This is a genomic window from Mesorhizobium sp. M0923 (assembly GCF_040319365.1).
Taxonomy (GTDB): Bacteria; Pseudomonadota; Alphaproteobacteria; order Rhizobiales; family Rhizobiaceae; genus Mesorhizobium.
This window is the reverse complement of record NZ_JAMYNW010000033.1, coordinates 1-22,641: the sequence shown is the minus strand read 5'-3', so window position 1 is coordinate 22,641 and position 22,641 is coordinate 1. Positions and strand designations below refer to the sequence as shown.

The following is a 22,641-nucleotide window of genomic DNA, read 5'->3' as shown; positions in this document are numbered from 1 at the left end:
GGCACACAAAAAAGGGCGGCATTGCTGCCGCCCTTTCCGCTGTAGGTTGATAGGGGGCTGGATTAGAAATCCATACCGCCCATGCCGCCCATGCCACCGCCGGGCATACCAGCCGGCATGCCGCCGCCAGCCGACTCCTTCTTCGGAGCCTCGGCGATCATGGCTTCGGTGGTGACCAGCAGGCCGGCGACCGAGGCCGCGTCCTGCAGGGCCGTGCGCACAACCTTGACCGGATCGACGATACCCATGGCGATCATGTCGCCATATTCGCCGGTCTGGGCGTTGAAGCCGAAGGTCGCGCCCTTGTTCTCAAGGATCTTGCCGGCAACGATCGATGCTTCCGCACCGGCGTTGGCCGCGATCTGGCGGGCCGGAGCCTGCAGCGCGCGACGCACGATTGCGATGCCCGCGGTCTGGTCGGAGTTAGCGCCGGTGACGGTGATGGCCAGCGAAGCGCGCAGCAGGGCGACGCCGCCGCCGGGAACGATGCCTTCTTCGACGGCGGCACGGGTCGCGTTGAGGGCGTCATCGACGCGGTCCTTCTTTTCCTTGACTTCCACTTCGGTCGCACCGCCGACGCGGATGACGGCAACGCCGCCCGCCAGCTTGGCGAGACGTTCCTGCAGCTTCTCCTTGTCGTAGTCCGAGGTGGTCTCCTCGATCTGCTGCTTGATCTGGGCGACGCGGCCCTGGATTTCTTCCTTCTTGCCGGCGCCGTCGACGATGGTGGTGTTCTCCTTGGAGATCGACACCTTCTTGGCGCGGCCGAGCATGTTGAGGCCGACATTCTCGAGCTTGATGCCGAGGTCTTCGGAAATGACCTGGCCACCGGTGAGGATAGCGATGTCTTCCAGCATGGCCTTGCGGCGATCACCGAAGCCAGGCGCCTTGACGGCGGCGATCTTCAGGCCGCCACGCAGCTTGTTGACGACCAGCGTGGCCAGGGCCTCGCCTTCGACGTCTTCCGAGATGATGACCAGCGGCTTCGAGGTCTGCACGACAGCCTCGAGGATCGGCAGCATGGCCTGCAGGTTGGAGAGCTTCTTCTCGTGGAGCAGGATGTAGGCGTCTTCCAGATCCGCAACCATCTTTTCGGCGTTGGTGACGAAGTAGGGCGAGAGATAGCCGCGGTCGAACTGCATGCCTTCAACGACTTCGAGCTCGGTCTCGGCGGTCTTTGCTTCCTCGACCGTGATGACGCCCTCATTGCCGACCTTCTGCATCGCTTCCGCGATCATCGAGCCGACCGAAACGTCGCCATTGCCGGCGATGGTGCCGACCTGGGCAACCTCTTCCGAGGTCTTGATCTTCTTGGCGTTCTTGATCAGCGTCGCGACGACGTCGGCGACGGCGAGGTCGATGCCGCGCTTGAGGTCCATCGGGTTCATGCCGGCGGCAACCGACTTGTGGCCTTCCTGGACGATCGACTGTGCCAGAACGGTCGCGGTCGTAGTGCCGTCGCCGGCGATGTCGTTGGTCTTCGAAGCAACTTCGCGGACCATCTGCGCGCCCATGTTCTCGAACTTGTCCTCAAGCTCGATTTCCTTGGCGACGGTGACGCCGTCCTTGGTGATGCGCGGTGCGCCGAACGACTTGTCGATGACGACGTTGCGGCCCTTGGGGCCGAGCGTGACCTTCACCGCGTCGGCGAGGATGTTGACGCCGCGCAGCATGCGCTCACGAGCGTCACGGGAGAATTTTACGTCTTTGGCAGCCATTTGTTACTCCTGGGCATTTCGCCCGAAATTCAGATTGGATGGTGCGGATGAAAGGCGGCGGCGTGTCAGCCGATGACGCCCATGATGTCCGCTTCCTTCATGATCAGAAGGTCTTCGCCGTTGAGCTTGACTTCGGTGCCCGACCACTTGCCGAACAGGATGCGGTCGCCGGCCTTGACGTCCAGCGGGACGAGCTTGCCGACCTCGTCACGGGCGCCGGAACCGACGGCGATGATCTCGCCTTCCTGCGGCTTTTCCTTCGCCGTGTCGGGGATGATGATCCCGCCCGCGGTCTTCGCTTCGGACTCGACGCGGCGAACGACCACGCGGTCATGCAGCGGCCGGAAATTCGACTTTGCCATTTTTGGATTTCCCTGGTGCGGATGTTGAACGGTTCTCCGTTGCCGGAGCGTGTTTAGCACTCACCAGAAGCGAGTGCTAACGCGGCAGTGAGATAGGCCGTAGGCTCCTGCTAGTCAAGACGGAAGAGGGACGGGCGAAGAGCAAACGAGCGTGGAAGCACCGAGCGTTTTACGTGAACGACGTCGGAGATCGGACATGGATGGGGCGGCTCACCATTTGCAACTGAAGGCTTTATTCATTTGGCACGATTGGTGCAGCGAATGATCCGCAAACGTTGCGCGCGACCGATATAATGAGAGGTGAGCGCCATCAGGATTCCTGCGTTAACCGTCCACTCGGTCTTTACGGTGTGGCCGCCGCGCGGGCGCCAGGACTCCGGCCATCCCGATAGTCACCAATCCAATCTGCGGAGAACAGGAGGCAAGATGAGAGCGACAGTCAGCACGAACTCGAATTTGAAATGTTTGGCCAAAGCAACTGCCATCGCCTTGCTCTGGACGGTCACGGCTACATCGGCGGACGAAGGTATGTGGATGCCGGGCCAGACTGCGGAAGTGTGCGCGGCCATGCGCGCGGATGGGCTCCAGATCGATCCCGCCCAGCTGGGCCGTCTAGACGCTGACCCGCTCAACGCGATCGTATCACTGGGCGGATGCTCCGCCTCGTTCGTCAGTCCACAAGGGCTGGTCGCAACCAATCATCATTGCGTGTTAGAATCCATCCAATACCACAGCAAGGAGGGCCAGGACTATCTCACAGACGGCTTTCTGGCGAAGAGCCCTGGGTGAAGAATTGCCCGCGGCGCCAGGCAGCCGCAGCTATGTGATCGAGGACATGCGGGATGTGACCGCCGAAATGCTCAAGAGCGTCTCGGACAAGCTGAACGGGTTTGCCCGCTATGAGCGGCTCGCCACGAACAAAAAGGCCCTGATCGCCGCATGTGAAGGACAGCCCATCGCCGTTGCGACGTATGGCGGCGTCTCCTACTATCTCCTCCAGAAGCTCGAAATTGAGGACGTGCGCCTCGTCTATGCGCCCGCGCTCGGCATCGGCAACTTCGGCGGCCAAACGGACAACTGGATGTGGCTGCGCCACACGGGCCACTTCGGCTTTTATCGCGCCTATGTCGCTCCTGATGGTTCCTCCCGGCCATATGCGCGCGACAATGTGCCTTACCGGCCGGAGAGTTGGCTACCCATAGCCTGTGAAGGCGTCAAGGAAGGCGACCTTGTGATGGTCGCCGGCTTTCCCGGCGCAACCCACCAGTTCCTGACCGCGGATGAAGTCCGGTTCAACTTCGCGCAATTCGAACCGCGGTTGCAGCGTTCGCTCTCGGATTATCCCGCCCAGATCAATCAGGCAACGGCAGGCAATCGCGAGGCGCAGATCCATTGACCGCCCGCTTCACAAATTGGCTCGGCCTAAAACGCATGGGAAAAGCAGAAAAGGCAACAGATCGGCACCAGAATGAATATGGCCGCGCGAACTGACAGACGCGCCAACAATCGGCATCTCGCATGGTGGCACTGGACGTGGCTCCCACGCTGCTGGCGCGACTCCCCATCAGGTCGTCGGGGTTTCGCTGGCGAAAAAAACTTCCGCGTGTCTCTGCGCGATCCATCCCGCTTGCGCGTGCCTAGTCAACCAAAAAACTGACCATCTGCAGGATCAGGATCAGCAAAAAAAAGCCAAAGGCAGACGCCAAAACAGCTGCCAGCAGGACGATGCGTTGTTTCTTCACCCACAGTTCCCCCGGGAGCGCCATGGAACAGGGCGCCCCACGCTCATTTGTGCAAGTTTAAAGTTTAGCTTGCCTGATTTATGTAATTAGACGGTTTCTTTTATGCAACACTTTTCCAAGTACTTGCACAAATCTGAACGTATCGCACATTTAGACGAACTGTACATTCGATAGCGACTTTGACGCACGCGTTTACTGGCGGTATACATCCTTCACCGTTGCCGCAAGGCATTGGCCCAGGCGCGCGGCACCTCCTTCACGACAAAGGTTGAAAGCCCGTCCTCGGGCGTTTCATTTCCAAGATCACTTCGATCCACTCATACGGGCTTCCCGAGCGAGACCGTGGGTTCGGACGGTGCGAATGAATTTCTCGTTATAATCGAATTGATTATAAGGGATATTTCTACGTTGAGTATAAAGGATGTCAAGCCCGCGCCAGCGGCAATTTTGTCCGGGCGACCGCCGTTTCGTCGAGGACATGGTGGCGGAAGCGATAAAGCTTCGCCGGCCGACCGCCGGTATCAAAAGCACTTTCGCCGGTCTCCTCCACCAGTTCCTGCTGCTCCATCAACCGGCGAAAGTTCTGCTGAAGCGCCCCTGCCGATGTAATCGTCAACGCCGTCCGCGTCAGCGCATTGCCATCGAGAAGCCGACGACATTGTTGATGACGAACGTAACGATCCGCGGCTTCAGACAGGAATGTGCGCTTCGTCCAGATGGATGGAGTGGGCTGGCAGGTTCCGGGCGGCCGCGCCGTTGAGGATGCAGCATCGAGAGCCGCGCTCGCCGAGGATGACATAGGTCGAGATTCGCGCGCCGGAAGTCTTGCTCCATGTCTCCACGAATCCATTGGCAGGATCCCGGGTTCTTCGCGTGGTCAGGGTCGAGCAGTATCGAACCGTGGTAGTTGAGCTTTGCTCGGTGACGTGGATGCCGTGCAGCTTGCCGGCGACTATTTTCTTTTTTCGCATTGGTCCCGTTGTCCTATTCATCTCACAGAGCCAGTGAGCAGCTTCGCTGGGCTAAATCCCGACGACGAGCGCCCCGCCGCTGAGTCCCGCACCTGCCGCCGCCAGGAGTATTTTCTCGCCCGGCCGAAACGGCTCCGCTTGATTGGCGAGCGACAGTGAGAGCGGGATCGTCGCGGCGGAAGAGTTGCCATATTCGGCGATCGTTTTCACGATCGTCTCATCCGCAATGCCGAGGTTTCGCCCCACCGCATCGAAAATGCGGGCATTGGCCTGATGCGGCACGAACCGATCGATGTCTTGCGGCCGCATGCGGGCTGCGGCGAGTGCGTCCAGCGAGCAGGCAGTCATCATGTCTACGGCCTTGCTAAACACTTCACGGCCGTCGGTGATCGTCATTCGGGTTTGCTCGAGGTCGAGGTCACCGTGGAACGGCTTGTTGCTTCCTCCTGCGGGAATCTGGATCAGCCCGTATCGCGAGCCGTCCGAATCCACGGAGGCACCGAGAATCCCCCGATCAGTATCCTCGCAGGGACCGATCACGAGGGCGCCGGCGGCATCGGCAAACAGCACGGCGCTGGCGCGCTCAGAGGGATTGATGCGGCGGCTGAGGATATTGGCGGCGATAACAAGGCTCGCTTTGCCGTGCAGGCGGGTAAATCCGTCCGCAAACATCAGCGCATAGATGAAGCCGGCGCAGGCGCCGGTCAGATCGACAGCGCCGGCGCGGCCGAGCCCCAGCCGATGTGCGACCAAGGGCGCGCTGGGCGGCAGGAGGTGATCGGGCGTCGAGGTGGCAAGCAGCAGCAGACCGATGTCGTGGCGCGCAATGCCGGCGCTGGCCAGCGCCATGGCGCCGGCCTGGGCAGCAAGACCAGACAGCGTGTCTTCGTCCGTTGCCCAGAAGCGCGACCGGACTCCAGTACGCCGCTCGATCCAGCCCGGTTCGAGGCCGAGATTGTTCTCGATTTCGGCATTCGCCACCTTTCGCCCAGGCGCATGATGGCCAAACCCGAGAAGGCGCGACGACCTGCTCATGGCTTTGAGCCGAAGCGTTCGCCGGCCTCCTCGATCGCGTCATGGAGCCGATCGAGCTCGTCGCCGGTGACGCAATAGGGCGGCAGGAGATAAAGGACATTGCCGAGCGGGCGCACAAGCAGGCCGAGCTCGAGGAAAAAGGCCCGCAGCTTAGGTCCGATCTCGGCCAGATAGCCGGCAGAGCCGGCGCGCAGGTCGAGAGCCAGGATCGTGCCGATCGCGCGGCTGTCGGTGAAGTTGGCATTGTCGCGAAAGCGTCGAAACCCGGCGGCCTGTCTCTCGCTCAAGGCCGCGATCCGCTCGGCCACCGGCTCGTCACGCCAGATCTCGACATTGGCGAGTGCTGCCGCGCAGGCAATCGGATTGGCCGTGTAGGAACTCGAGTGGAAAAACGTCTTCTTGCGATCCGCTGAATAATGAGCCTGGAAGATCGCATCGGTGGCAAGCGTGGCCGCCAGCGGGATCACGCCGCCGGTCAAGCCTTTGGAGGTGCACAGGATATCTGGAGAAATCGATGCCTGCTCGCAGGCGAACATGCTCCCGGTGCGGCCCCAGCCGGTCATCACCTCGTCGGCAATCAGCAGCGTGCCGGAGGCTTCGGCAATCTTCTTCAATCCGGTCAGAACCGAGGCCGGATACATCAGCATGCCGCCGGCGCCAAGCACGAGCGGTTCGACGATCAGCGCGGCGGCGCGCCGGTCGCGGGAGACTGCCTCGAATCTATCCAGCGTTTCCTGCTCGCGGCCGGCGGCCGGGAAGGGAATGGTGTCGACCTCGAACAGCAAGGGTTCGTAGGCGGCGTTGAACACGCCACGCGCACCGACGCTCATCGTGCCGATCGTGTCGCCGTGATAGCTGTGCTCCATGACGACGATGCGCGAGCGGGGCGCGCCGATGTTGCGGAAATAACCGAGCGCCATCTTCAACGCGACTTCGACGCAGGTCGAGCCGCTGTCGGAATAGAACACCCGGTCGAGGCCGGGAGGAGCGAGTCCGACAAGCGCCTTGGCCAGGCGTTCGGCTGGCTCGTGCGTGAAGCCTGCAAAGATGATCTGGTCGAGGCTCGAGGCGGTCGTCTCGATAGCTTTCATGATGCGGGGATGGCGGTGGCCATGGGTGACCACCCACCAGGAGGAAATGGCGTCCAGAATGCGCGCGCCATTGGCTTTGTGGAGGTAGGCGCCTTCAGTCAGGACGATTTCAGGGATCGCCGGCTCGAGCGCGTGCTGGGTGAACGGGTGCCACACACGGGATTGCGGCATCATTCGCCTCCGGCAATCAAAGCGAGGTCGAAGCCCGCAATCATCGCTTGTCTCAGCGTTTTGTCCGTCAGCGGATCGAGGTGCGGCAGCCTGCCGAGTTGCGGCACGTCGCCGAATTCCACGATCGTCCGTTGCGTATCGGTCATCTCATCGCCGATGAAGGCGATGCCAGCCAGCGGGATAGCGCGCGCCCGCAGGGCCTCGATCGACAGCAGGGTATGATTGATTGTTCCGAGCGCGGTGCGGGCGCACAGAATGACCGGCAACTGCCATTGCTCAAATATGTCGATGAACCTTGTCCGGCGGTTCAGCGGCACCATCAGCCCGCCGGCGCCTTCGATGACGAGCGGTGTCGGCAGGACCGGAAACGAAAGATCGGCAGCCTCGATCGAAACGTCGTCGATTTCGGCCGAACGATGCGGCGAAAGCGGGCTCTTCAAGCGGTAGGCTTCCGGCAGCACGCGCCCCGACGGCAGCCCGGCAAGTCGCGCAACCGCCTCGCTGTCGGTCTCGCCGTCGAGGCCCGATTGCACCGGCTTCCAGTAGAAACCGTCAAGCAGGCCGGCAAGCCCGGCCGAAAACACCGTCTTGCCAATTCCGGTGTCTGTTCCGGTGATGACGATGCGCTTGGTCATGTCGCCTCCGGTCATGTCTGGGCCAACACCTCGACGAGCGCCTCGACCATGGCGGAAATGTCGGCTTCGCCGATATTGAGCGTCAGCGAAATGCGCAGCCGCGACGTGCCCTCGGGCACGGTCGGCGGACGAATGCCGCGTATGTCGAAGCCGCGGGCCTGCAGGCGCGCCGCCACTGCCATGGTGCGCCTGACATCGCCGATCACCAAGGGCTGGATCTGAGAGCCACTTGGCATCACGCCGCAGCCATCGACCAATTGGCGGCCTGCGAGGGCAACGCGTTCACGCAGCTGAACACGCCGCATAGGCTCGTCGGCGAGCATTGCGAGCGCTTCGCGCGCCGCGACCGCCATCAGCGGCGATGGCGCGGTGGCGTAGATGAATGGCCGGCAACGGTTGATCAGATACTCGCACAGTGTCCTCGGCCCGGTCACGAGCCCACCAGATGCGCCGAGCGCCTTGCCGCAGGTGTGGAGCGCGACGATGTTGTCGCGGCCCTCGAAAGCGGCGGCCAGCCCCCGGCCGTCCGGTCCCCAGACGCCGGTGGCATGCGCCTCGTCAATGACGATGAATGCGTCGTGCCGATCGGCAAGCGCGGCCAGGCTCTCCAAAGGCGCGCAGTCGCCATCCATGCTGTATAGGCTTTCCACCGCAATCCAGACGCATCCCATGCCGCCTTCGGCGCGCCAACGCTTGATCGCGTCCTCGACAGCATCGACGTCGTTGTGCGCGGCCAGCTTGAACTCGGCACGTCCGGCCTGTGCCCCCTCATGCATGCTGGCATGGGCGAGCTCATCGAGGACCAAAAGGTCGCCCTTCTGCGGCAGCGCCGTCAGCAGAGCGAAGTTGGCGATGTAGCCGCTGCCGAAGAACAGCGCGCGGTCGGCTCCAAAGAATGCCGCCGCGTCTGCCTCGAGCTGCTCGTGTTCCGGTGCATTGCCGCGCAACAGCCGCGACCCGGTGGCGCCAACCGGCGTGCCCCGCGCAATCGCCGCCGCAACCGCTTCGCCAAGTCTTTTGGAGGCGGCAAGCCCGAGATAGTCGTTCGACGAGAAGTCGCGCCCGGCGCACGGCTTCAGCGTCCGCAGCCGGTCCTTGCGCGCCAGTCCCTGCAAGGTCGCCTCATAGCGGGCAAGCGGTGCCCCGTTCATTGCGCCTCGAGTTCCATCGGCTCGATGCCAAGGCGCCGGAACAGCAGGGTATCCCTGTCCTCACCGGGATTGTCCGCCGTCAGCAGCGTGTCGCCGACGAAGATCGAGTTGGCGCCGGCAAAAAAGCACAGCGCCTGCATCTCGTCGGTCATGGCCGTACGGCCGGCGGAAAGACGGATATGCGATTTCGGCATCATGATGCGCGCCAGCGCGATCACGCGCACGAATTCGATCGGCTCGATGGGCTTGGCGTCGGCAAGCGGGGTGCCGGGGATCGGGATCAGCATGTTGATCGGAACGCTTTGCGGATGTTCCGGCAGGTTGGCCAGCGTCACCAGCATGCCGATCCGGTCCACCGGCTCCTCGCCCATGCCGACAATGCCGCCGCAGCAGACCTTGATGCCGGATTGGCGAACGTGCTCGAGCGTCTCGAGCCGCTCGGCAAAGCTCCGCGTGCTGATGATCTCGCTATAGTAGCGTTCCGACGTATCGATGTTGTGGTTGTAGAAGTCGAGACCAGCCTGCTTCAGTCGAGCGGCTTGCTCAAGATCGAGCATGCCGAGCGTCATGCAGGTCTCCATGCCGAGCGCCTTGACGCCTTCGACCATCGCCACCACCGCATCCATGTCGCGCGCCTTGGGGTTTCGCCAGGCCGCGCCCATGCAATAGCGGGTGGCGCCGGCGTCACGCGCTTTCTTCGCTTCGGCGACGACGTGCCGGACCTCCATCAGCTTCGACGCCTTCAGGCCGGTCTCGTGATGCGCCGACTGGCTGCAATAGCCGCAGTCCTCCGGGCATCCGCCCGTCTTGATGCTGAGCAGCCGGCTGAGCTGGACCTTGTTGGGATCGAAATTCTGGCGGTGCACGGTTTGCGCGAGGAAGAGGAGATTGTTGAAGGGGGCATCGTGAAGTGCCCGAGCCTTCTCCAGGGTCCACGCTCCAGGGTCAGGGGATTGAGCCTGTGGCGATGTCTGCGTTGGACTGGCTGTTTGCATGTCCATGCTGTTCCTCCGGTTCTGCCTTGCTTTGCTGTCTGATTGACGACGATCGGAAAGGACAGTTGATTCGATCCTGTTCGTTCCTCAGACAATCATGAGCCCCAATAGTCGAGGCCGATATCCAGGATCGGCGCGCTGTGGGTCAGTCGGCCGACCGAAATCAGATCAACGCCGGTCGCGGCAATCGCTCGCGCTGTATCGGATGCGATCCCGCCAGAAGCCTCGGTGATAGCACGGCCGCCAACGATTGCGACGGCCCGGCGAAGATCGGCGAGGGACATGTTGTCGAGCAGAACCGCATCGGGAGCGAAGCCAAGTACCTCCTCCAACTGGGCCAGCGTATCGACCTCGACTTCGATCTTGACGAGATGACCGGCCCGTCTTCGTGCTCGCTCGAGCGCCGGGCGAACGCCGCCTGCGATGGCGATGTGGTTGTCCTTGATCAGAATTGCGTCGTCGAGGCCGAAACGGTGATTGGATCCGCCACCCGCGCGCACCGCATACTTTTCGACTGCCCTCAATCCGGGCGTCGTCTTGCGCGTGCAGACGATCTTCGCGCCATATCCACGAACCGCAGCGACGATCGATGCCGTTGCTGTAGCGATGCCGCTCAGATGGCACAAAAAATTGAGTGCCGTCCGTTCGGCTGTGAGAATGGCCCGGGCAGGGCCAACCACTGATGCAATGACCTCTCCATCCATGACATTGGAGCCGTCTGCCCGCTCCACCGAGATTTCGATATCAGGATCAATCAAGCGGAAAGCGAGCATCGCAAGATCGAGGCCGGCGACAACTCCGGACTGGCGCGCCGCCAGCACGGTTCCCGCTTGGTGTTCCTTCGGGACGATGGCCTCCGTGGTCAAGTCGCCGGCTCTGCCAAGGTCTTCAAGAAGAGCTGCCCTTACAAGCGGCTCAAGCATGATCGTGGGAAGCGGTGAGAACGTCATCACTTTGCCCCTTCGAGGCTTGGCGAGTGTCCGAGTTCCCGCGCAGCGGCCAAGGCGGCTTCGAGGGTGATTTCGGACCGTCGGGCGACAGTCGCATGATGAGGAAAGTCTGTCCGGTAATGAGCGCCGCGGCTTTCTTCGCGCAACAGGGCGGCAACCGCGATCATTAGCCCGACAGCCGCCGGATCCGAGGCCGCGTCCTTGCTTTCGGCGAGCGGCAATAAGGCACGTGCGGCTGCTTTCAAACCTTCACCATCCCGGACGATGCCCAGTGCACGCGACAGGAAAACACGCACGGGTGTCGGAGCGGGCGATGGGCAAACGTCCGCAAACGCAGGCTTTGTTTTGCGAGCAGGCGTTCCGGCGACACTTTCAGCGACCCAGCGGGCGCACACGACGGCCTCGGTCAAGGAATTGCTGGCGAGCCTGTTGGCGCCATGCAGTCCTGTCGAAGCGACTTCGCCGCAGGCCCACAGCCCCTTGACGGACGTCCTACCGGAGCCGTCCACGGCAACGCCACCCATGTGGTAGTGTTGGGCCGGACGAATGGGGATGAGATCGCGCGCGGGATTGATGCCCGCTCCACGACAGGCTGATGCGATTGTCGGGAAGTGTCGAGCAAATTCCGGGCCAGGCCGTTGCCGCGCGTCGAGAAAAACACGGTGGCCGTTGGCAAGATGGTTCCAGACGGCGCGCGCCAAGACATCACGAGGCGCAAGTTCCGCCCCTAGCACGCTCTGGAGAAAAGCCTGGCCGGTTTCGTCGATCAGGGCAGCACCTTCGCCGCGGACGGCCTCGCTGACCAGCACCATAGGGCGTTCCGGGCCGTCAAGCGCGGTCGGGTGGAACTGGATGAACTCGAGGTCGGCAAGGACAGCGCCAGCGCGGGCCGCAAGCGCCAGGCCCTGTCCGCAACTGCCGCAAGGATTGGTGGTGTCGAGAAACAGTCCCCCGATCCCACCGGTGGCGAGGACGACCCGCCGTGAGCCGAAGAAGACAGGTCCTATCGAACCGCTCGCCCAGACGCCTCGGATCGCATTCTCTCGCACCGCCAGCCGGCGCGCTTCCACGCCCTCCACGACAACAATCGACGGAGTGGAACGCACAGCCGCGATCAGGGCACGCATGATCTCACGCCCGGTGCCGTCACCATGCGCATGAACGATGCGACGTCGGCTGTGTGCGGCCTCCAATCCGAGGCACAGTGATCCTTTCGGCGTACGGTCGAAGGGAACCCCAAAGCCCGCAAGCCCCTCTATCGCCTTGGGCGCGGCTTGGAGGATGCGGCTCGCCACGTCTGTGTCGCAGAGACCATCCCCGGCGGCAAGCGTATCGGCCAGATGCAGTGCCGGATCGTCGTCTTCGCCGAAACTTGCAGCCAGACCACCCTGTGCCCACGTGCTCGAATTGTCAGCTCCCAGCAGCGTCCTGGACAGAAGCAGCACCGGCTCCGGCGCCAGTTGAAGCGCGGTCATCAGTCCGGCGATGCCGCCGCCGATGATGATGGGCCGCCCGAAGAAGCTGCGGACATCGGCGCTCAAATTGCCAGCATCCGTTCGACCGCAAGCCGCGCGCGCCCGGCGATCCCGGGTTCGATGGTTACGATATGGTGGTTCTGCTCGAGCGCCATGCGGATGTTGGCAAGCGTGATACGCTTCATGTGCGGGCACAAATTGCAGGGCCGGATGAACTCGACCTCTGGGTGCGCTAACGCGACGTTGTCGCTCATCGAACATTCCGTCATCAGCACGACACGTGCCGGCCTTTGCCTTTCGACATAGTCGGACATGGCAGCGGTCGAGCCGGAAAAATCTGCTTCAGCCACGACGTCGGGCGGGCATTCGGGATGCGCGAGCACGATCACGCCGGGATGGCTTTCGCGCAACTCGCGGATGTCGGCCGGTGTAAAGCGCTCATGCACCTCGCAATGCCCTTTCCAGGCGATGATCTGCACATCGGTCTGGGCGGCGATATTCTGGGCCAGATATTCGTCCGGCAACATGATCACCTGGGGAACGCCAAGGGATTGGACCACCGCCTTGGCGTTGCCGGATGTACAGCAGATATCCGACTCGGCTTTCACTTCGGCCGACGTGTTGACATAAGTGATGATCGGCACGCCGGGATAACGCTGGCGCATCAAGCGCACGTCTTCTGCCGTGATCGATTCCGCCAACGAACAGCCTGCCCGCAGGTCGGGAATGAGCACCGTCTTTTGCGGATTGAGCAGCTTGGCCGTTTCGGCCATGAAATGTACGCCGGCCAGCACGATGACTTGCGCCTCGATCGTCGCAGCCGTGCGGGCCAGTGCCAAGCTGTCGCCGACGATGTCGGCCACGCAATGGAAGATCTCGGGGGTCTGATAGTTGTGCGCCAGGATGATGGCGTTGCGCTCGCGCTTCAGTGCAAGGATCGCCTCGATATCCTCGACGAAAGCCGGCCATTCGATCGGCGGGATCACTCGTCGGACGCGCTCGTAGAGAAACGCGGTCGCAGGCAGCATGGCGCTCATCGACCCCTCCCAGCTTATACTCTAGGTGAAAATAACCAGCATATACTTGCTGTGAGTATAAGCGATGTCAACCCCGCGCCAGCGGCAATTTTGTCCCGGCGATGACCCTCTCGTCGAGAACGGCGTGGCGGAACCGGTAAAGCTTCGCTGGCCGGCCGCCGGTCTCCGCGGTTGCCTCTCCGGTCTCTTCGACCAGCTCCTGCTGCTCGATCAGCCGGCGAAAGTTCGGCTTACGCACGAGCCTGCCGGCAAGCGCCTCCACCGTTCGCTGCAGCTGCAAAAGCGTGAAGACCGGCGGCATCAGCTCAAAGACGACCGGCCGGTATTTGATCTTGGAGCGCAGCCGCGCAATGCCGGTCGCCACGATGCGGCGATGATCGGCGACCATAGACTTGCTGGGCACCAGCGGAGGCAGCGTCGCGTCCCGTCCGCTTCCGGCCTCTTGGACCAGGCCTGCTTCGTAGACTAACTCATAGCGTTGAAGCGTGAGTTCCTCGTTCCAAAGGCGGTCGTCGAAGCCGAAGGCTATCGTCGCCCGCTGCCAGCGTTCACGTCGCGTGGCCGCGTCGCTGACGCCGTCTGCCCATTCAATCAGGCGCGGTCGCAGAACGTCCAGCACGACCGGAGGCGTGCCGGAGCGGTGGTCCTCCCATGGAAAATATTCATACCAGCTCTGCCAGCCGCACTTGGGCGAGCCAGCTGCCTGTTCCTTGCGGGTCAATGCGAGATAGCTGATGGAGATGACGCGCTGCTGGCGCTCGGCGCCGATGCGATCCCGATCCGCGAAGGTGTAGAGTTGCTCAATATACCCCAGCGGATGGCCGGTCTGCTGCTCGACCCACCCCCTCAAACCGGATTGCAGCGATCGGTGCTCAAGCGCAAATGGTCCGGAGGGCAGGGTGTCCGCCTGGCCGATGGTGAGGACACAGGGTTCACTGTCGTTTACGGCGACGACAAAGGCGATCAGGTCCACTTTGACTTCGTCGGCCTTGACGGCGGCTCTGTCTTTCCTGGGTCCTTTTGCCTGATCGTCCATGTCGCGAAAGTGGTTGGCCAGCTCGGGGGCGCCTGAATCGATTTAAGTGTAAGCGCGCCTGTCCGCACGTCAACACCGCACAGCTGCACGGCCATTTTTAGCTCTTCGCACTTGCACAAAAATGTGGCAAACGCGACACCCGCGGTTGGTAACGTTGGGGAAGGAGGGTCCATTGAGTGCGTTTGGTGACACCAAGGCGATCACACCGCCGGATATTCGTTCGCGCAAAGGTGGGACGCCGCTCGTCTGTCTTACCGCCTACACGACGCCAGTCGCCCGGCTTGTCGATCCCCATTGCGATGTGGTGCTGGTCGGCGACAGCGTCGGCATGGTTCTCCACGGCCTGCCCTCGACGCTCGGTGTGACGCTGGAGATGATGATCACGCACGGCCAGGCCGTGCGCCGTGGCCTCGAGCAGGCGCTGATGGTCGTCGACCTGCCGTTCGGTTCCTTCGAGGAAAGCCCCGAGCAGGCTTTCCGCAATGCCGCGCGCGTCATGGCCGAGACCGGCTGCGCGGCCGTCAAGCTCGAAGGCGGCGAAACGATGGCAGAGACGATCGGCTTCCTCGCCGCGCGCGGCGTGCCGGTCATGGCCCATGTCGGCTTGACGCCGCAGGCGATCAACACCATCGGTGGCTACCGCGTGCAGGGCAGAGGCGGGGATGCCGAGCGCATCAGGCGCGACGCGCTTGCGGTGAGCGAAGCGGGCGCCTTTGCGGTCGTGCTGGAGAAGGTTCCCGAGGCGCTCGCCCGCCGGATCACCGGGGAGGTGGCGACCCCGACCATTGGCATCGGTGCCTCGGCCGCCTGTGACGGCCAGATTCTCGTCGTCGACGACATGCTGGGCCTCTTCGGCGACTTCCGGCCCAAATTCGTCAAGCGCTATGCTGAACTGGGGGAGGCCGCTGCGGCTGCGATCGCGGCCTATGCGCGGGAAGTGAAGGAGCGCCAGTTTCCGGCCGCCGAGCACGTGTTTGCCGATGCGCCCAAGCCCGCCGACGGGGACGCCACCAAGAGCGGAGAAGCAGCGTGAGCGTGCCGATTGTCAGGAGCGTTGCCCAGCTTCGCCAAATCGTCGCCGCATGGCGCCGCGAGGGCGTGAGGATTGCCGTCGTGCCAACGATGGGCGTCCTGCATGAGGGCCATCTCAGCCTGGTGCGCGCGGCACTCGTGAAGGCCGACCGGGTGATCGTGACGCTCTTCGTCAACCCGAAGCAATTCAACAGCGAGGCCGATCTCGCCGCGTATCCGAGCACCGAGGACGAGGATGCCGCCAAGCTGGCACCGCTTGGCGCGCACCTGCTTTATGCGCCGGACGCAGAGGAGATGTATCCGGCGGCCTTCGCCACGACCGTTTCGGTGTCCGGTGTCAGCGAGGGCCTGTGCGGTGCCTTCCGGCCGGGACATTTCGATGGCGTGGCGACCGTCGTCGCCAAGCTCTTCCTGCAGACCAGCGCTGACTTCGGCTTCTTTGGCGAAAAGGACTTTCAGCAGCTTCAGCTAGTCAGGCGTATGGCCCGGGACCTGGATATTCCAATCACCATTGTTCCTTGTCCGACAGTCCGCGAAGCCGACGGTCTTGCACTATCATCGCGCAATGTCCGGCTCTCGCAAGCAGAGCGTGCTGTTGCCCCCGAGCTATCATCGGTCTTGCTCGAGACGGCTGAGCGGCTTGCCCGCGGCTCGCCCGTCCTGCCAACGCTTGCCGAAGCGCGCGCAGCAATTCTGGCTGCGGGCTATCGCGAGGTCGAATACCTAGAACTTCGCGACGAGGCAGATCTGCGACCCATGACAAGCCTTGACCGACCTGCACGCTTGCTTGTCGGGGCCTGGCTCGGCGGCACACGGCTCATAGACAACGTCAGAATATCACGGGTTTCAACAGATTAACGGGGTTCTCGGCACGCGCTGTATCCGTCCGGGATCGTTTAAAACAAGGTCTCTGCCTGGCATCGAGCGATCACGGAGGTTACGCAAAGCGCAAATGCATCGCGTGTTTGAGAACTTCGTTGAGCAACTGTCTGCAAGTGTTGATGCTGCCGATCTCCGTGAGGCAATGGCATCCGCTGCAGCCGGCTTCGATTTTCCGCTATTCGCCTATTTCACTTACCCGTCGGCCCCCGGCGACGCCCCGCAATTGATCTCAAACTATCCTTCATCCTGGACATCACGTTATCTGCAACAGCGGTACCACAGTCTTGATCCGGTCATCCTGCGCGGGCTGCAAGGCTGGGATACCTTTGATTGGGGTGTGGATCGCGCTCGGCACTGTCTGCCGAATTCGCAGCAACAAATTCTGGAGAGTGCGGCTGAGTTTGGCATCCGCGGCGGCCTGACGATGTCCATGCATGATCATTGCGGCCGGTTTGCTGCCCTGACCTTTGCTTCCGACGAGTCCCGCCCGCCTCTGTTGCGGTCACTGACACGTTACGAAAAAGCATTGCAGCTGGTGGCCATCAACTTTCATATCCATGTCCGGCGCAGGCTCGCCGACGATCGCGTGGTGGATGGTGTAACGCTCACCCCGCGGGAGTTCGAGTGCCTGAAATGGGCGGCGCGCGGCAAGTCGGCTTGGGTTATCAGCCAGCTTCTCGGCGTCTCAAAGCGCACCGTGACCTTTCATCTGGAAAACGCCAAGGCAAAGCTTGGCGTTCGGACGATCAACCAGGCCGTTGCACGACTGGCTGCCTCCGGCCAGGCGAGATCCTGATTCGTCGGCCACGATAGCTGTAAACCTCTACAGGCTGCATCGCTGCCGGCTTTGCCCTTCGATGGCGGGAACACATCCCGCACGGAGGCGACCATGATGCAGCTGATAACACCAGACCTTTACGACGAGTTCGCAAGCGAGCTCAAAGAGATGCACGGGCTCAGGTTTCGGGTGTTCAAGGAAAGGCTCGATTGGGAAGTTGATACCGAAGACCAGATGGAAACAGACCCGTTTGATGGTCTGAAGCCTGTCTATCTGCTCCTCAAGGGATCCGACTGGCGAATTCGCGGTTGCGTGCGTCTTTTGCCCAGCACCGGACCCACAATGTTGCGCGACACGTTCCCGGTGCTGCTGGGTGCTGACGTCGTGCCCTCGACTGCCGACATATGGGAGAGCAGTCGTTTCGCGCTCGATCTTCCTCCGTCGGCGCCCAAGGCAGCGGGCGGACTGGCCCAGGCAACCTACGAGCTCTTCGCGGGCATGATCGAGTTCGGCTTGGCCAAGGATCTGACCCGGATAGTAACGGTGACGGACACGCGCATGGAACGGATCCTTCGCCTCGCGACGTGGCCATTGTCGCGCATCGGACAACCCAAGTCCGTCGGCAAAACGGAGGCGGTGGCCGGGTTTCTCGAGATTTCCCGCGCGAGCCTTTTGCGCATCCGCAGCAGGGGACGTCTGAGCGGGCCGGTACTGTGGCAACCGGTTCTAGGCCCGTCGGCATAGCGCCATTGTGGACACCTGAGCCGTGAAGGATGCTGGTCTGCCCAAGGAAGCGACGGTCGGTCTTGTATGCTGGCCGGACTGGCGTCGTCACGAAGCTTACCACTACGCCAGACGATTGCCACGCACTGCCTGGGCCTGGGAGTTTCTTCGGCGCAATCCACAATTCCAACGCGACCACGCCAAAATGGCACCGTCCGCCTGCATTGTCGGAGCTCAGGCCGACATGAAGATAATCGAGTTGACGACAGGATCATCTTTCCTAAGACAATGGAGCCTCCTTTTTCGCGGACGCGCCACAGTCGGACGCTACGTCGGCAAGGGTCTTTTGGGATCCGCGCGACTGCGCCCGTATTCTACGAGCGGCCGCGGAGCCGGTTGGGCTCGACCACGATTTTGAACCGCTTGATCTCCCTTCGCTCTCATGCTGCAAGGACATCCTGCTGACACCTGCCGGCGTGCAGCACGTGCTGCTGAGGGAGGACTGCCGGAGTCTGCAGATCGCCCTTTCCGGTGCATCCGTTCTCCGCCCGTTGCGGCTATATGTCGACGCGATCGTGCAGCCGCAGCACCTGAAGTTCCATGTCGCTGCCCTTCAGTTCCTGAACGACATCAATGGTTGCGGCCGCCTGGCAGCTGCTTGCTTTCCGCCGGAACCCCGCGGAGCGCGTCTGCGTATCGTGCTCCAGGCTTTGGATGGCTCGCTTGCGGGAGCATCTCATCAGGAGATCGCCATTGCCCTGTTCGGGAGACGCCGTGTCGAAGAAGATTGGTCTCATCCAGGTAGCCATCTTCGCGATCAGGTGCGTCGCGCCATCCAACGTGGCCGCTACCTGATGGGCGGCGGCTATAGACAGTTCCTGATGTAATTCGGGTGACAGCTTGGTGATTGTCTTATTCGAAAACGCGCAGGCATCAATCTCCATTTCTCACTGCTATTGTGCCTTGTACAAGACGTGACACGCGCCTAGTTCTTCCGCAGCGGGAATCGGGTTTGAGTAATACGGACGAAGCACTGAGAACCAACGTTTTCGTGATAGTGCATTCATGCCCCGAGAATCCTGATGACGTTACGAACCCCGACAAAGCCGGCGCTGACTGAAACGGTCGCTGAACGTGCTCTGTGGCCTGTGCCGCCTGACTCTCGGTTTCGGCCATGCCGACCAACAGCGTATTGACAGGCCATCGCGGGCTAAACTCTACCGGCGAAAGCCGCGTCAACAGCGGCAGGCATTAAACTTGATCGGCGGCGACGATGATTATGATCAACGTGACGAACACGTGAATCATGCCGACGGCGCCGACGCTGCCGATGATGATGATGCCGATCATGCGTCGCTGATGCTGCCTAACTACAGTGCTTGTGATCATGCCGATCACCGCGTGATCACGAGCGGCGGCGCTTCGTGTCAGGTGCGTAGCCGGGATGGTCGCGCATGGCCGATTGTTCCTTCGTGCCGCGGGGTGTGGGCTTGCGTTCGGTCATGAGGGCGTCAGGCGCAACGAGAAGTTTAGATCAGGGGCTCATCCATGGGGTGGATGATAGTTATCCCTACAATCAATTGTACCAATATTACCGAATACTACTACAAGATCCCCAATGAAAGCGGCCGGATGGGTATCCGTCTCGCGTGGGCTGAAGCTGCCGGCAAGAATGGGAAGACGAACATGTGCGGGATTGTTGGCATCGTTGGGCAACAGCCGGTGTCGGATCGGTTGGTCGACGCATTGAAGCGTTTGGAATATCGCGGCTATGATTCCGCCGGCGTTGCGACGATCACCGAAGGTGCCTTGCACCGCCGGCGCGCCGAGGGCAAGCTCGTCAATCTCGAGAGGAGACTGAAGGAAGAGCCGCTGAGCGGCAACATCGGCATCGGCCACACGCGTTGGGCAACCCATGGGGCCTCGACGGAACGCAATGCGCACCCGCACTTTACCGACGGTGTCGCCGTCGTCCATAACGGGATCATCGAGAATTTCACCGAGCTGAAGGACGAATTGGCGGCGGCTGGCGCCGAGTTCCAGACCGACACCGACACCGAGGTCATCGCGCATCTCTTGGCAAGACACCGCCGGGAGGGCATGAGGCGGCAAGAGGCGATGCGTGCCATGCTGAAACGCGTCAGGGGCGCCTATGCGCTTGCCGTCCTCTTCGAAGATGATCCGTCGACCATCATGGCGGCGCGCAACGGACCACCGCTGGCGATCGGTCACGGCGACGGCGAGATGTTCCTGGGCTCCGACGCGATCGCGCTTGCTCCCTTCACCAATGAAATTACCTATCTCATCGAGGGCGACTGGGCCATTGTCGGCAATTCGGGCGCCCATATCTTCGATTTCGACGGCCATCCCGTCGAGCGTCCGCGCCATACCTCCACGGCCGCGGCCGATCTGGCCAACAAGGGCAACCATCGCCACTTCATGGAGAAGGAAATCTACGAGCAGCCCGAAGTCATCGCCCATGCTCTCCGTCACTATAGCAACATCATAGAGAATCGCGCCGACATGGTTTCTGGCATCGATTTCGCCAGGATCCCGAGCTTGGCGATCTCGGCCTGCGGGACCGCCTATCTCGCCGGACTGATCGGAAAATACTGGTTCGAGCGCTATGCGCGCCTGACGGTTGAAATCGACGTTGCGTCCGAATTCCGTTACCGCGAGATCCCGTTGTCGCCGCAGTCGGCGGCTCTTTTCATTTCGCAGTCCGGCGAAACCGCCGATACGCTCGCATCGTTGAGGTACTGCAAGGAGCGTGGGCTGAAAATTGGCGCTATCGTCAATGCCTGCGAATCGACCATCGCTCGGGAGGCCGATGCGGTCTTCCCGATCCTTGCCGGACCGGAGATTGGCGTCGCCTCCACCAAGGCGTTTACCTGCCAGCTTGCGGTTCTAGCCGCACTCGCCATCGGCGCCGCCAGAGCCCGCGGGACCGTAACCGAAGACGAGCTGCAGGCGCTCGTCAGGAGCCTCGCCGAAGTGCCGCGCGTCATGGGCCAGGTACTCAACAGCATCCAGCCGGAGATCGAGTTCCTGTCGCGCGAACTGTCAAAGTGTCGTGACGTCCTGTATCTCGGCCGTGGCACCAGTTTCCCGCTAGCCATGGAAGGTGCGCTGAAGCTCAAGGAGATTTCCTACATCCATGCCGAGGGCTATGCGGCGGGTGAATTGAAGCACGGTCCGATCGCATTGATCGACGACAACATGCCAGTGATCGTCATCGCGCCCCATGATCGCTTTTTCGACAAGACCGTCTCCAACATGCAGGAAGTGGCTGCCCGTGGAGGGCGGATTATCCTCATCACCGATGAAAAAGGGGCAGCCGCATCGAAACTCAACATCATGCACACGCTCGTGTTGCCGGCTGTCGACGAGATTATCGCGCCGATGATCTTCTCGCTGCCGATACAGCTTCTTGCCTACCACACGGCGCTCTTCATGGGCACAGACGTAGACCAGCCGCGCAATCTCGCAAAATCGGTCACGGTCGAGTGATTGTGAACCTTTATAGGTGGCGATGCTTGTCCATTTTCGCTGCATCGGCGGTGGAAATTGGTCGAAGGTATCAGCGTCCGCGAGGCTGGGTGGACGGTGCCGCGAATAGCCACTGGAGGCGTCAGTGAGAGTTCGAGTTGCTGTTCAAGAAAGCCATCGGGGAGAATGAGTCGTGTAGGATCGCAGGTCGAATGCGCTACAGCCGATCAGGCCATCTCATGGCGGGCAGGTTCTTAGAACTTGATCAAAAGCAGGTGAGCCGCCATATTCCGACCCGGCTGCCAATTTCAAGTGGCCCATTCCATGGATGAGGCCGGTCCGGCCGAATGGACGTCCATTTTTTTGATTTGCTGGGTGTGCGCCAGGGTCGGGGAGGAAATCTCCCGATTTGTCAGGCGCTCCCATCTTCTTGGAGATGTTTATGAAGGATTCGCGCATTCCCGAGCCAGTCTTGACGGCTATGTCGCAGGGGACCCACATCATCCGCGCTTATCGTGAGCACCTTGGGTATTCAATCGAGGACCTCGCGGTCGCGTGCGGGCTTGCCGCTCAGGAAATCCAAAACATCGAGCGGGGTCTAAAGTACAATAAGGGCTATCGGAATCGGATAGCGAGATCGCTGTCCATACCTGTGGGAATTCTTGAGGCAGAGTCGGACATATCGGACGCCGCCTGATCAGTCGGATAATCTGCAATGGGTGGAAGACCGCTCTTGTGATGTGACGTTTGCGGCTGATAGTCGTCGCTTGATTCCGTTGTACGCGAATGCCTTCTGGCGCAGTACCGCCAAGAGAATTCTCGTCCACTGTCCGAGTCAGGAACTGCACGCGGGCTCGCCGAACAGGAAGTTGGAACGCTTCGTCATGCTGTCTTAGGCGATATAGCCGCCCGGAGTGCTGCGACACGTGCACGATAGCATTGGCTCGCGAGGATGGATTGCTAACGGCGAACCCATGCTGGTCGGCAAGGTGATACTGGCTGGAGCATCAACTCGGCCGACGAGAGTGGCCCCCCATCCTAAGCAGGATCGGCCGACATGGCCGGCATCGCGAGCCGCTCTGAAAAGAGCACAGCGGGCATCCAGACGCTGCCGGGTTGACTATGGGTGTCGGAACCGCAAAAAGGGGCCGCTCTTCATGAGTGGCGTGCGCCGGCAGTCTAACCCCAAGCCCCCCGCCAGGCTGCCGGCGCGCTTCTAGCCGCCTTGATGCACACGATAAGCTTTTGACGGCCTGAAGCGACGTTGTGGTCGCCGTTGCGGTGCTTTTCCACGCGCCTCGTCAGGCGCCGGGATTGCTCCGTCGTGATGGCAGGCGGGGGTTTGCAGGTTGCGGTCGACGGGTTCGT

General features: G+C 61.7%; 22 protein-coding genes and 1 pseudogene. 10 read left to right on the top strand and 13 right to left on the bottom strand.

Annotated elements, in window-relative coordinates; genetic code table 11:
* Positions 1-62: 62 nt before the first annotated feature.
* Both groL and groES read right to left on the bottom strand, forming a co-directional pair.
* Complete coding sequence (gene groL / locus NKH89_RS33060) at positions 63-1,718, bottom strand: chaperonin GroEL (RefSeq protein ID WP_352509329.1); 1,656 nt, start codon at positions 1,716-1,718, stop codon at positions 63-65.
* A 65-nt stretch (positions 1,719-1,783) separates the two neighbouring features.
* Positions 1,784-2,080, bottom strand: a complete 297-nt coding sequence (groES, locus tag NKH89_RS33055; RefSeq protein ID WP_352458515.1) for a co-chaperone GroES — start codon at positions 2,078-2,080, stop codon at positions 1,784-1,786.
* Between the two features lie 426 nt (positions 2,081-2,506).
* Here groES and NKH89_RS33050 point away from each other — a divergent pair, with 426 nt between their 5' ends.
* Complete coding sequence (locus tag NKH89_RS33050; RefSeq protein ID WP_352707389.1) at positions 2,507-2,869, top strand: S46 family peptidase; 363 nt, start codon at positions 2,507-2,509, stop codon at positions 2,867-2,869.
* A 4-nt stretch (positions 2,870-2,873) separates the two neighbouring features.
* Positions 2,874-3,476, top strand: coding sequence for a S46 family peptidase (locus NKH89_RS33045; RefSeq protein ID WP_352911460.1), 603 nt, complete (start codon positions 2,874-2,876; stop codon positions 3,474-3,476).
* Between the two features lie 770 nt (positions 3,477-4,246).
* Here the strand turns inward: NKH89_RS33045 and NKH89_RS33040 are convergent.
* From NKH89_RS33040 to NKH89_RS32990, 11 genes and pseudogenes are all read right to left on the bottom strand, one after another.
* A pseudogene (locus NKH89_RS33040) lies at positions 4,247-4,453 on the bottom strand (NrtR DNA-binding winged helix domain-containing protein); the annotation flags it as partial.
* Between the two features lie 58 nt (positions 4,454-4,511).
* Positions 4,512-4,793, bottom strand: coding sequence for an aspartate 1-decarboxylase (locus tag NKH89_RS33035; protein WP_352911457.1), 282 nt, complete (start codon positions 4,791-4,793; stop codon positions 4,512-4,514).
* A gap of 51 nt (positions 4,794-4,844) precedes the next feature.
* On the bottom strand, positions 4,845-5,828 hold the full coding sequence (gene bioZ, locus NKH89_RS33030; protein WP_352911455.1) for a 3-oxopimeloyl-[acyl-carrier-protein] synthase BioZ: 984 nt from the start codon (positions 5,826-5,828) through the stop codon (positions 4,845-4,847).
* The gene (locus NKH89_RS33025; RefSeq protein WP_352453537.1) at positions 5,825-7,090 is read right to left on the bottom strand and encodes an adenosylmethionine--8-amino-7-oxononanoate transaminase; all 1,266 of its coding nucleotides are present in this window, start codon (positions 7,088-7,090) and stop codon (positions 5,825-5,827) included. The genes bioZ and NKH89_RS33025 overlap by 4 nt, the downstream gene beginning before the upstream one ends.
* Positions 7,090-7,725, bottom strand: a complete 636-nt coding sequence (gene bioD, locus NKH89_RS33020; RefSeq protein ID WP_023679599.1) for a dethiobiotin synthase — start codon at positions 7,723-7,725, stop codon at positions 7,090-7,092. Before bioD ends, NKH89_RS33025 begins: the two co-directional genes overlap by 1 nt.
* 11 nt (positions 7,726-7,736) lie before the next feature.
* Positions 7,737-8,876 carry an 8-amino-7-oxononanoate synthase gene (locus NKH89_RS33015; protein ID WP_352911452.1) on the bottom strand — a complete coding sequence of 380 codons (1,140 nt, stop codon included), beginning with the start codon at positions 8,874-8,876 and terminating at the stop codon, positions 7,737-7,739.
* The gene (gene bioB / locus NKH89_RS33010) at positions 8,873-9,871 is read right to left on the bottom strand and encodes a biotin synthase BioB (protein WP_352911493.1); all 999 of its coding nucleotides are present in this window, start codon (positions 9,869-9,871) and stop codon (positions 8,873-8,875) included. The genes NKH89_RS33015 and bioB overlap by 4 nt, the downstream gene beginning before the upstream one ends.
* Positions 9,872-9,966: 95 nt before the next feature.
* The gene (nadC, locus tag NKH89_RS33005) at positions 9,967-10,821 is read right to left on the bottom strand and encodes a carboxylating nicotinate-nucleotide diphosphorylase (RefSeq protein ID WP_352684191.1); all 855 of its coding nucleotides are present in this window, start codon (positions 10,819-10,821) and stop codon (positions 9,967-9,969) included.
* Positions 10,821-12,362: an L-aspartate oxidase gene (locus NKH89_RS33000; protein ID WP_352911449.1), complete on the bottom strand. Its 1,542-nt coding sequence runs from the start codon at positions 12,360-12,362 to the stop codon at positions 10,821-10,823. Before NKH89_RS33000 ends, nadC begins: the two co-directional genes overlap by 1 nt.
* Entirely contained in the window at positions 12,359-13,333 is a 975-nt protein-coding gene (nadA, locus tag NKH89_RS32995) for a quinolinate synthase NadA (RefSeq protein WP_352508058.1), read from the bottom strand. The genes NKH89_RS33000 and nadA overlap by 4 nt, the downstream gene beginning before the upstream one ends.
* 67 nt (positions 13,334-13,400) lie before the next feature.
* Positions 13,401-14,369: an NUDIX hydrolase gene (locus tag NKH89_RS32990; protein WP_023722073.1), complete on the bottom strand. Its 969-nt coding sequence runs from the start codon at positions 14,367-14,369 to the stop codon at positions 13,401-13,403.
* Between the two features lie 172 nt (positions 14,370-14,541).
* On the opposite strand from NKH89_RS32990, the gene panB reads away from it, so the two are divergent.
* The 8 genes from panB (at position 14,542) to NKH89_RS32950 (ending at position 21,970) form a co-directional block, all read left to right on the top strand.
* Positions 14,542-15,402: a 3-methyl-2-oxobutanoate hydroxymethyltransferase gene (gene panB, locus NKH89_RS32985; protein ID WP_352458526.1), complete on the top strand. Its 861-nt coding sequence runs from the start codon at positions 14,542-14,544 to the stop codon at positions 15,400-15,402.
* Positions 15,399-16,259, top strand: coding sequence for a pantoate--beta-alanine ligase (gene panC / locus NKH89_RS32980; protein ID WP_352453543.1), 861 nt, complete (start codon positions 15,399-15,401; stop codon positions 16,257-16,259). The genes panB and panC overlap by 4 nt, the downstream gene beginning before the upstream one ends.
* Positions 16,260-16,353: 94 nt before the next feature.
* Positions 16,354-17,079, top strand: a complete 726-nt coding sequence (locus NKH89_RS32975) for a LuxR family transcriptional regulator (RefSeq protein WP_352453544.1) — start codon at positions 16,354-16,356, stop codon at positions 17,077-17,079.
* A 93-nt stretch (positions 17,080-17,172) separates the two neighbouring features.
* Positions 17,173-17,805 carry an acyl-homoserine-lactone synthase gene (locus NKH89_RS32970; protein WP_352453545.1) on the top strand — a complete coding sequence of 211 codons (633 nt, stop codon included), beginning with the start codon at positions 17,173-17,175 and terminating at the stop codon, positions 17,803-17,805.
* 22 nt (positions 17,806-17,827) lie between these two features.
* Positions 17,828-18,202, top strand: coding sequence for a transcriptional regulator domain-containing protein (locus NKH89_RS32965; RefSeq protein WP_352484151.1), 375 nt, complete (start codon positions 17,828-17,830; stop codon positions 18,200-18,202).
* A gap of 58 nt (positions 18,203-18,260) precedes the next feature.
* Positions 18,261-18,671, top strand: a complete 411-nt coding sequence (locus tag NKH89_RS32960; protein ID WP_084643024.1) for a DNA -binding domain-containing protein — start codon at positions 18,261-18,263, stop codon at positions 18,669-18,671.
* 799 nt (positions 18,672-19,470) lie between these two features.
* Complete coding sequence (glmS, locus tag NKH89_RS32955) at positions 19,471-21,294, top strand: glutamine--fructose-6-phosphate transaminase (isomerizing) (RefSeq protein ID WP_352911447.1); 1,824 nt, start codon at positions 19,471-19,473, stop codon at positions 21,292-21,294.
* 415 nt (positions 21,295-21,709) lie between these two features.
* Positions 21,710-21,970 carry a helix-turn-helix domain-containing protein gene (locus tag NKH89_RS32950; RefSeq protein WP_352496595.1) on the top strand — a complete coding sequence of 87 codons (261 nt, stop codon included), beginning with the start codon at positions 21,710-21,712 and terminating at the stop codon, positions 21,968-21,970.
* The last annotated feature ends 671 nt before the right edge of the window (positions 21,971-22,641 follow it).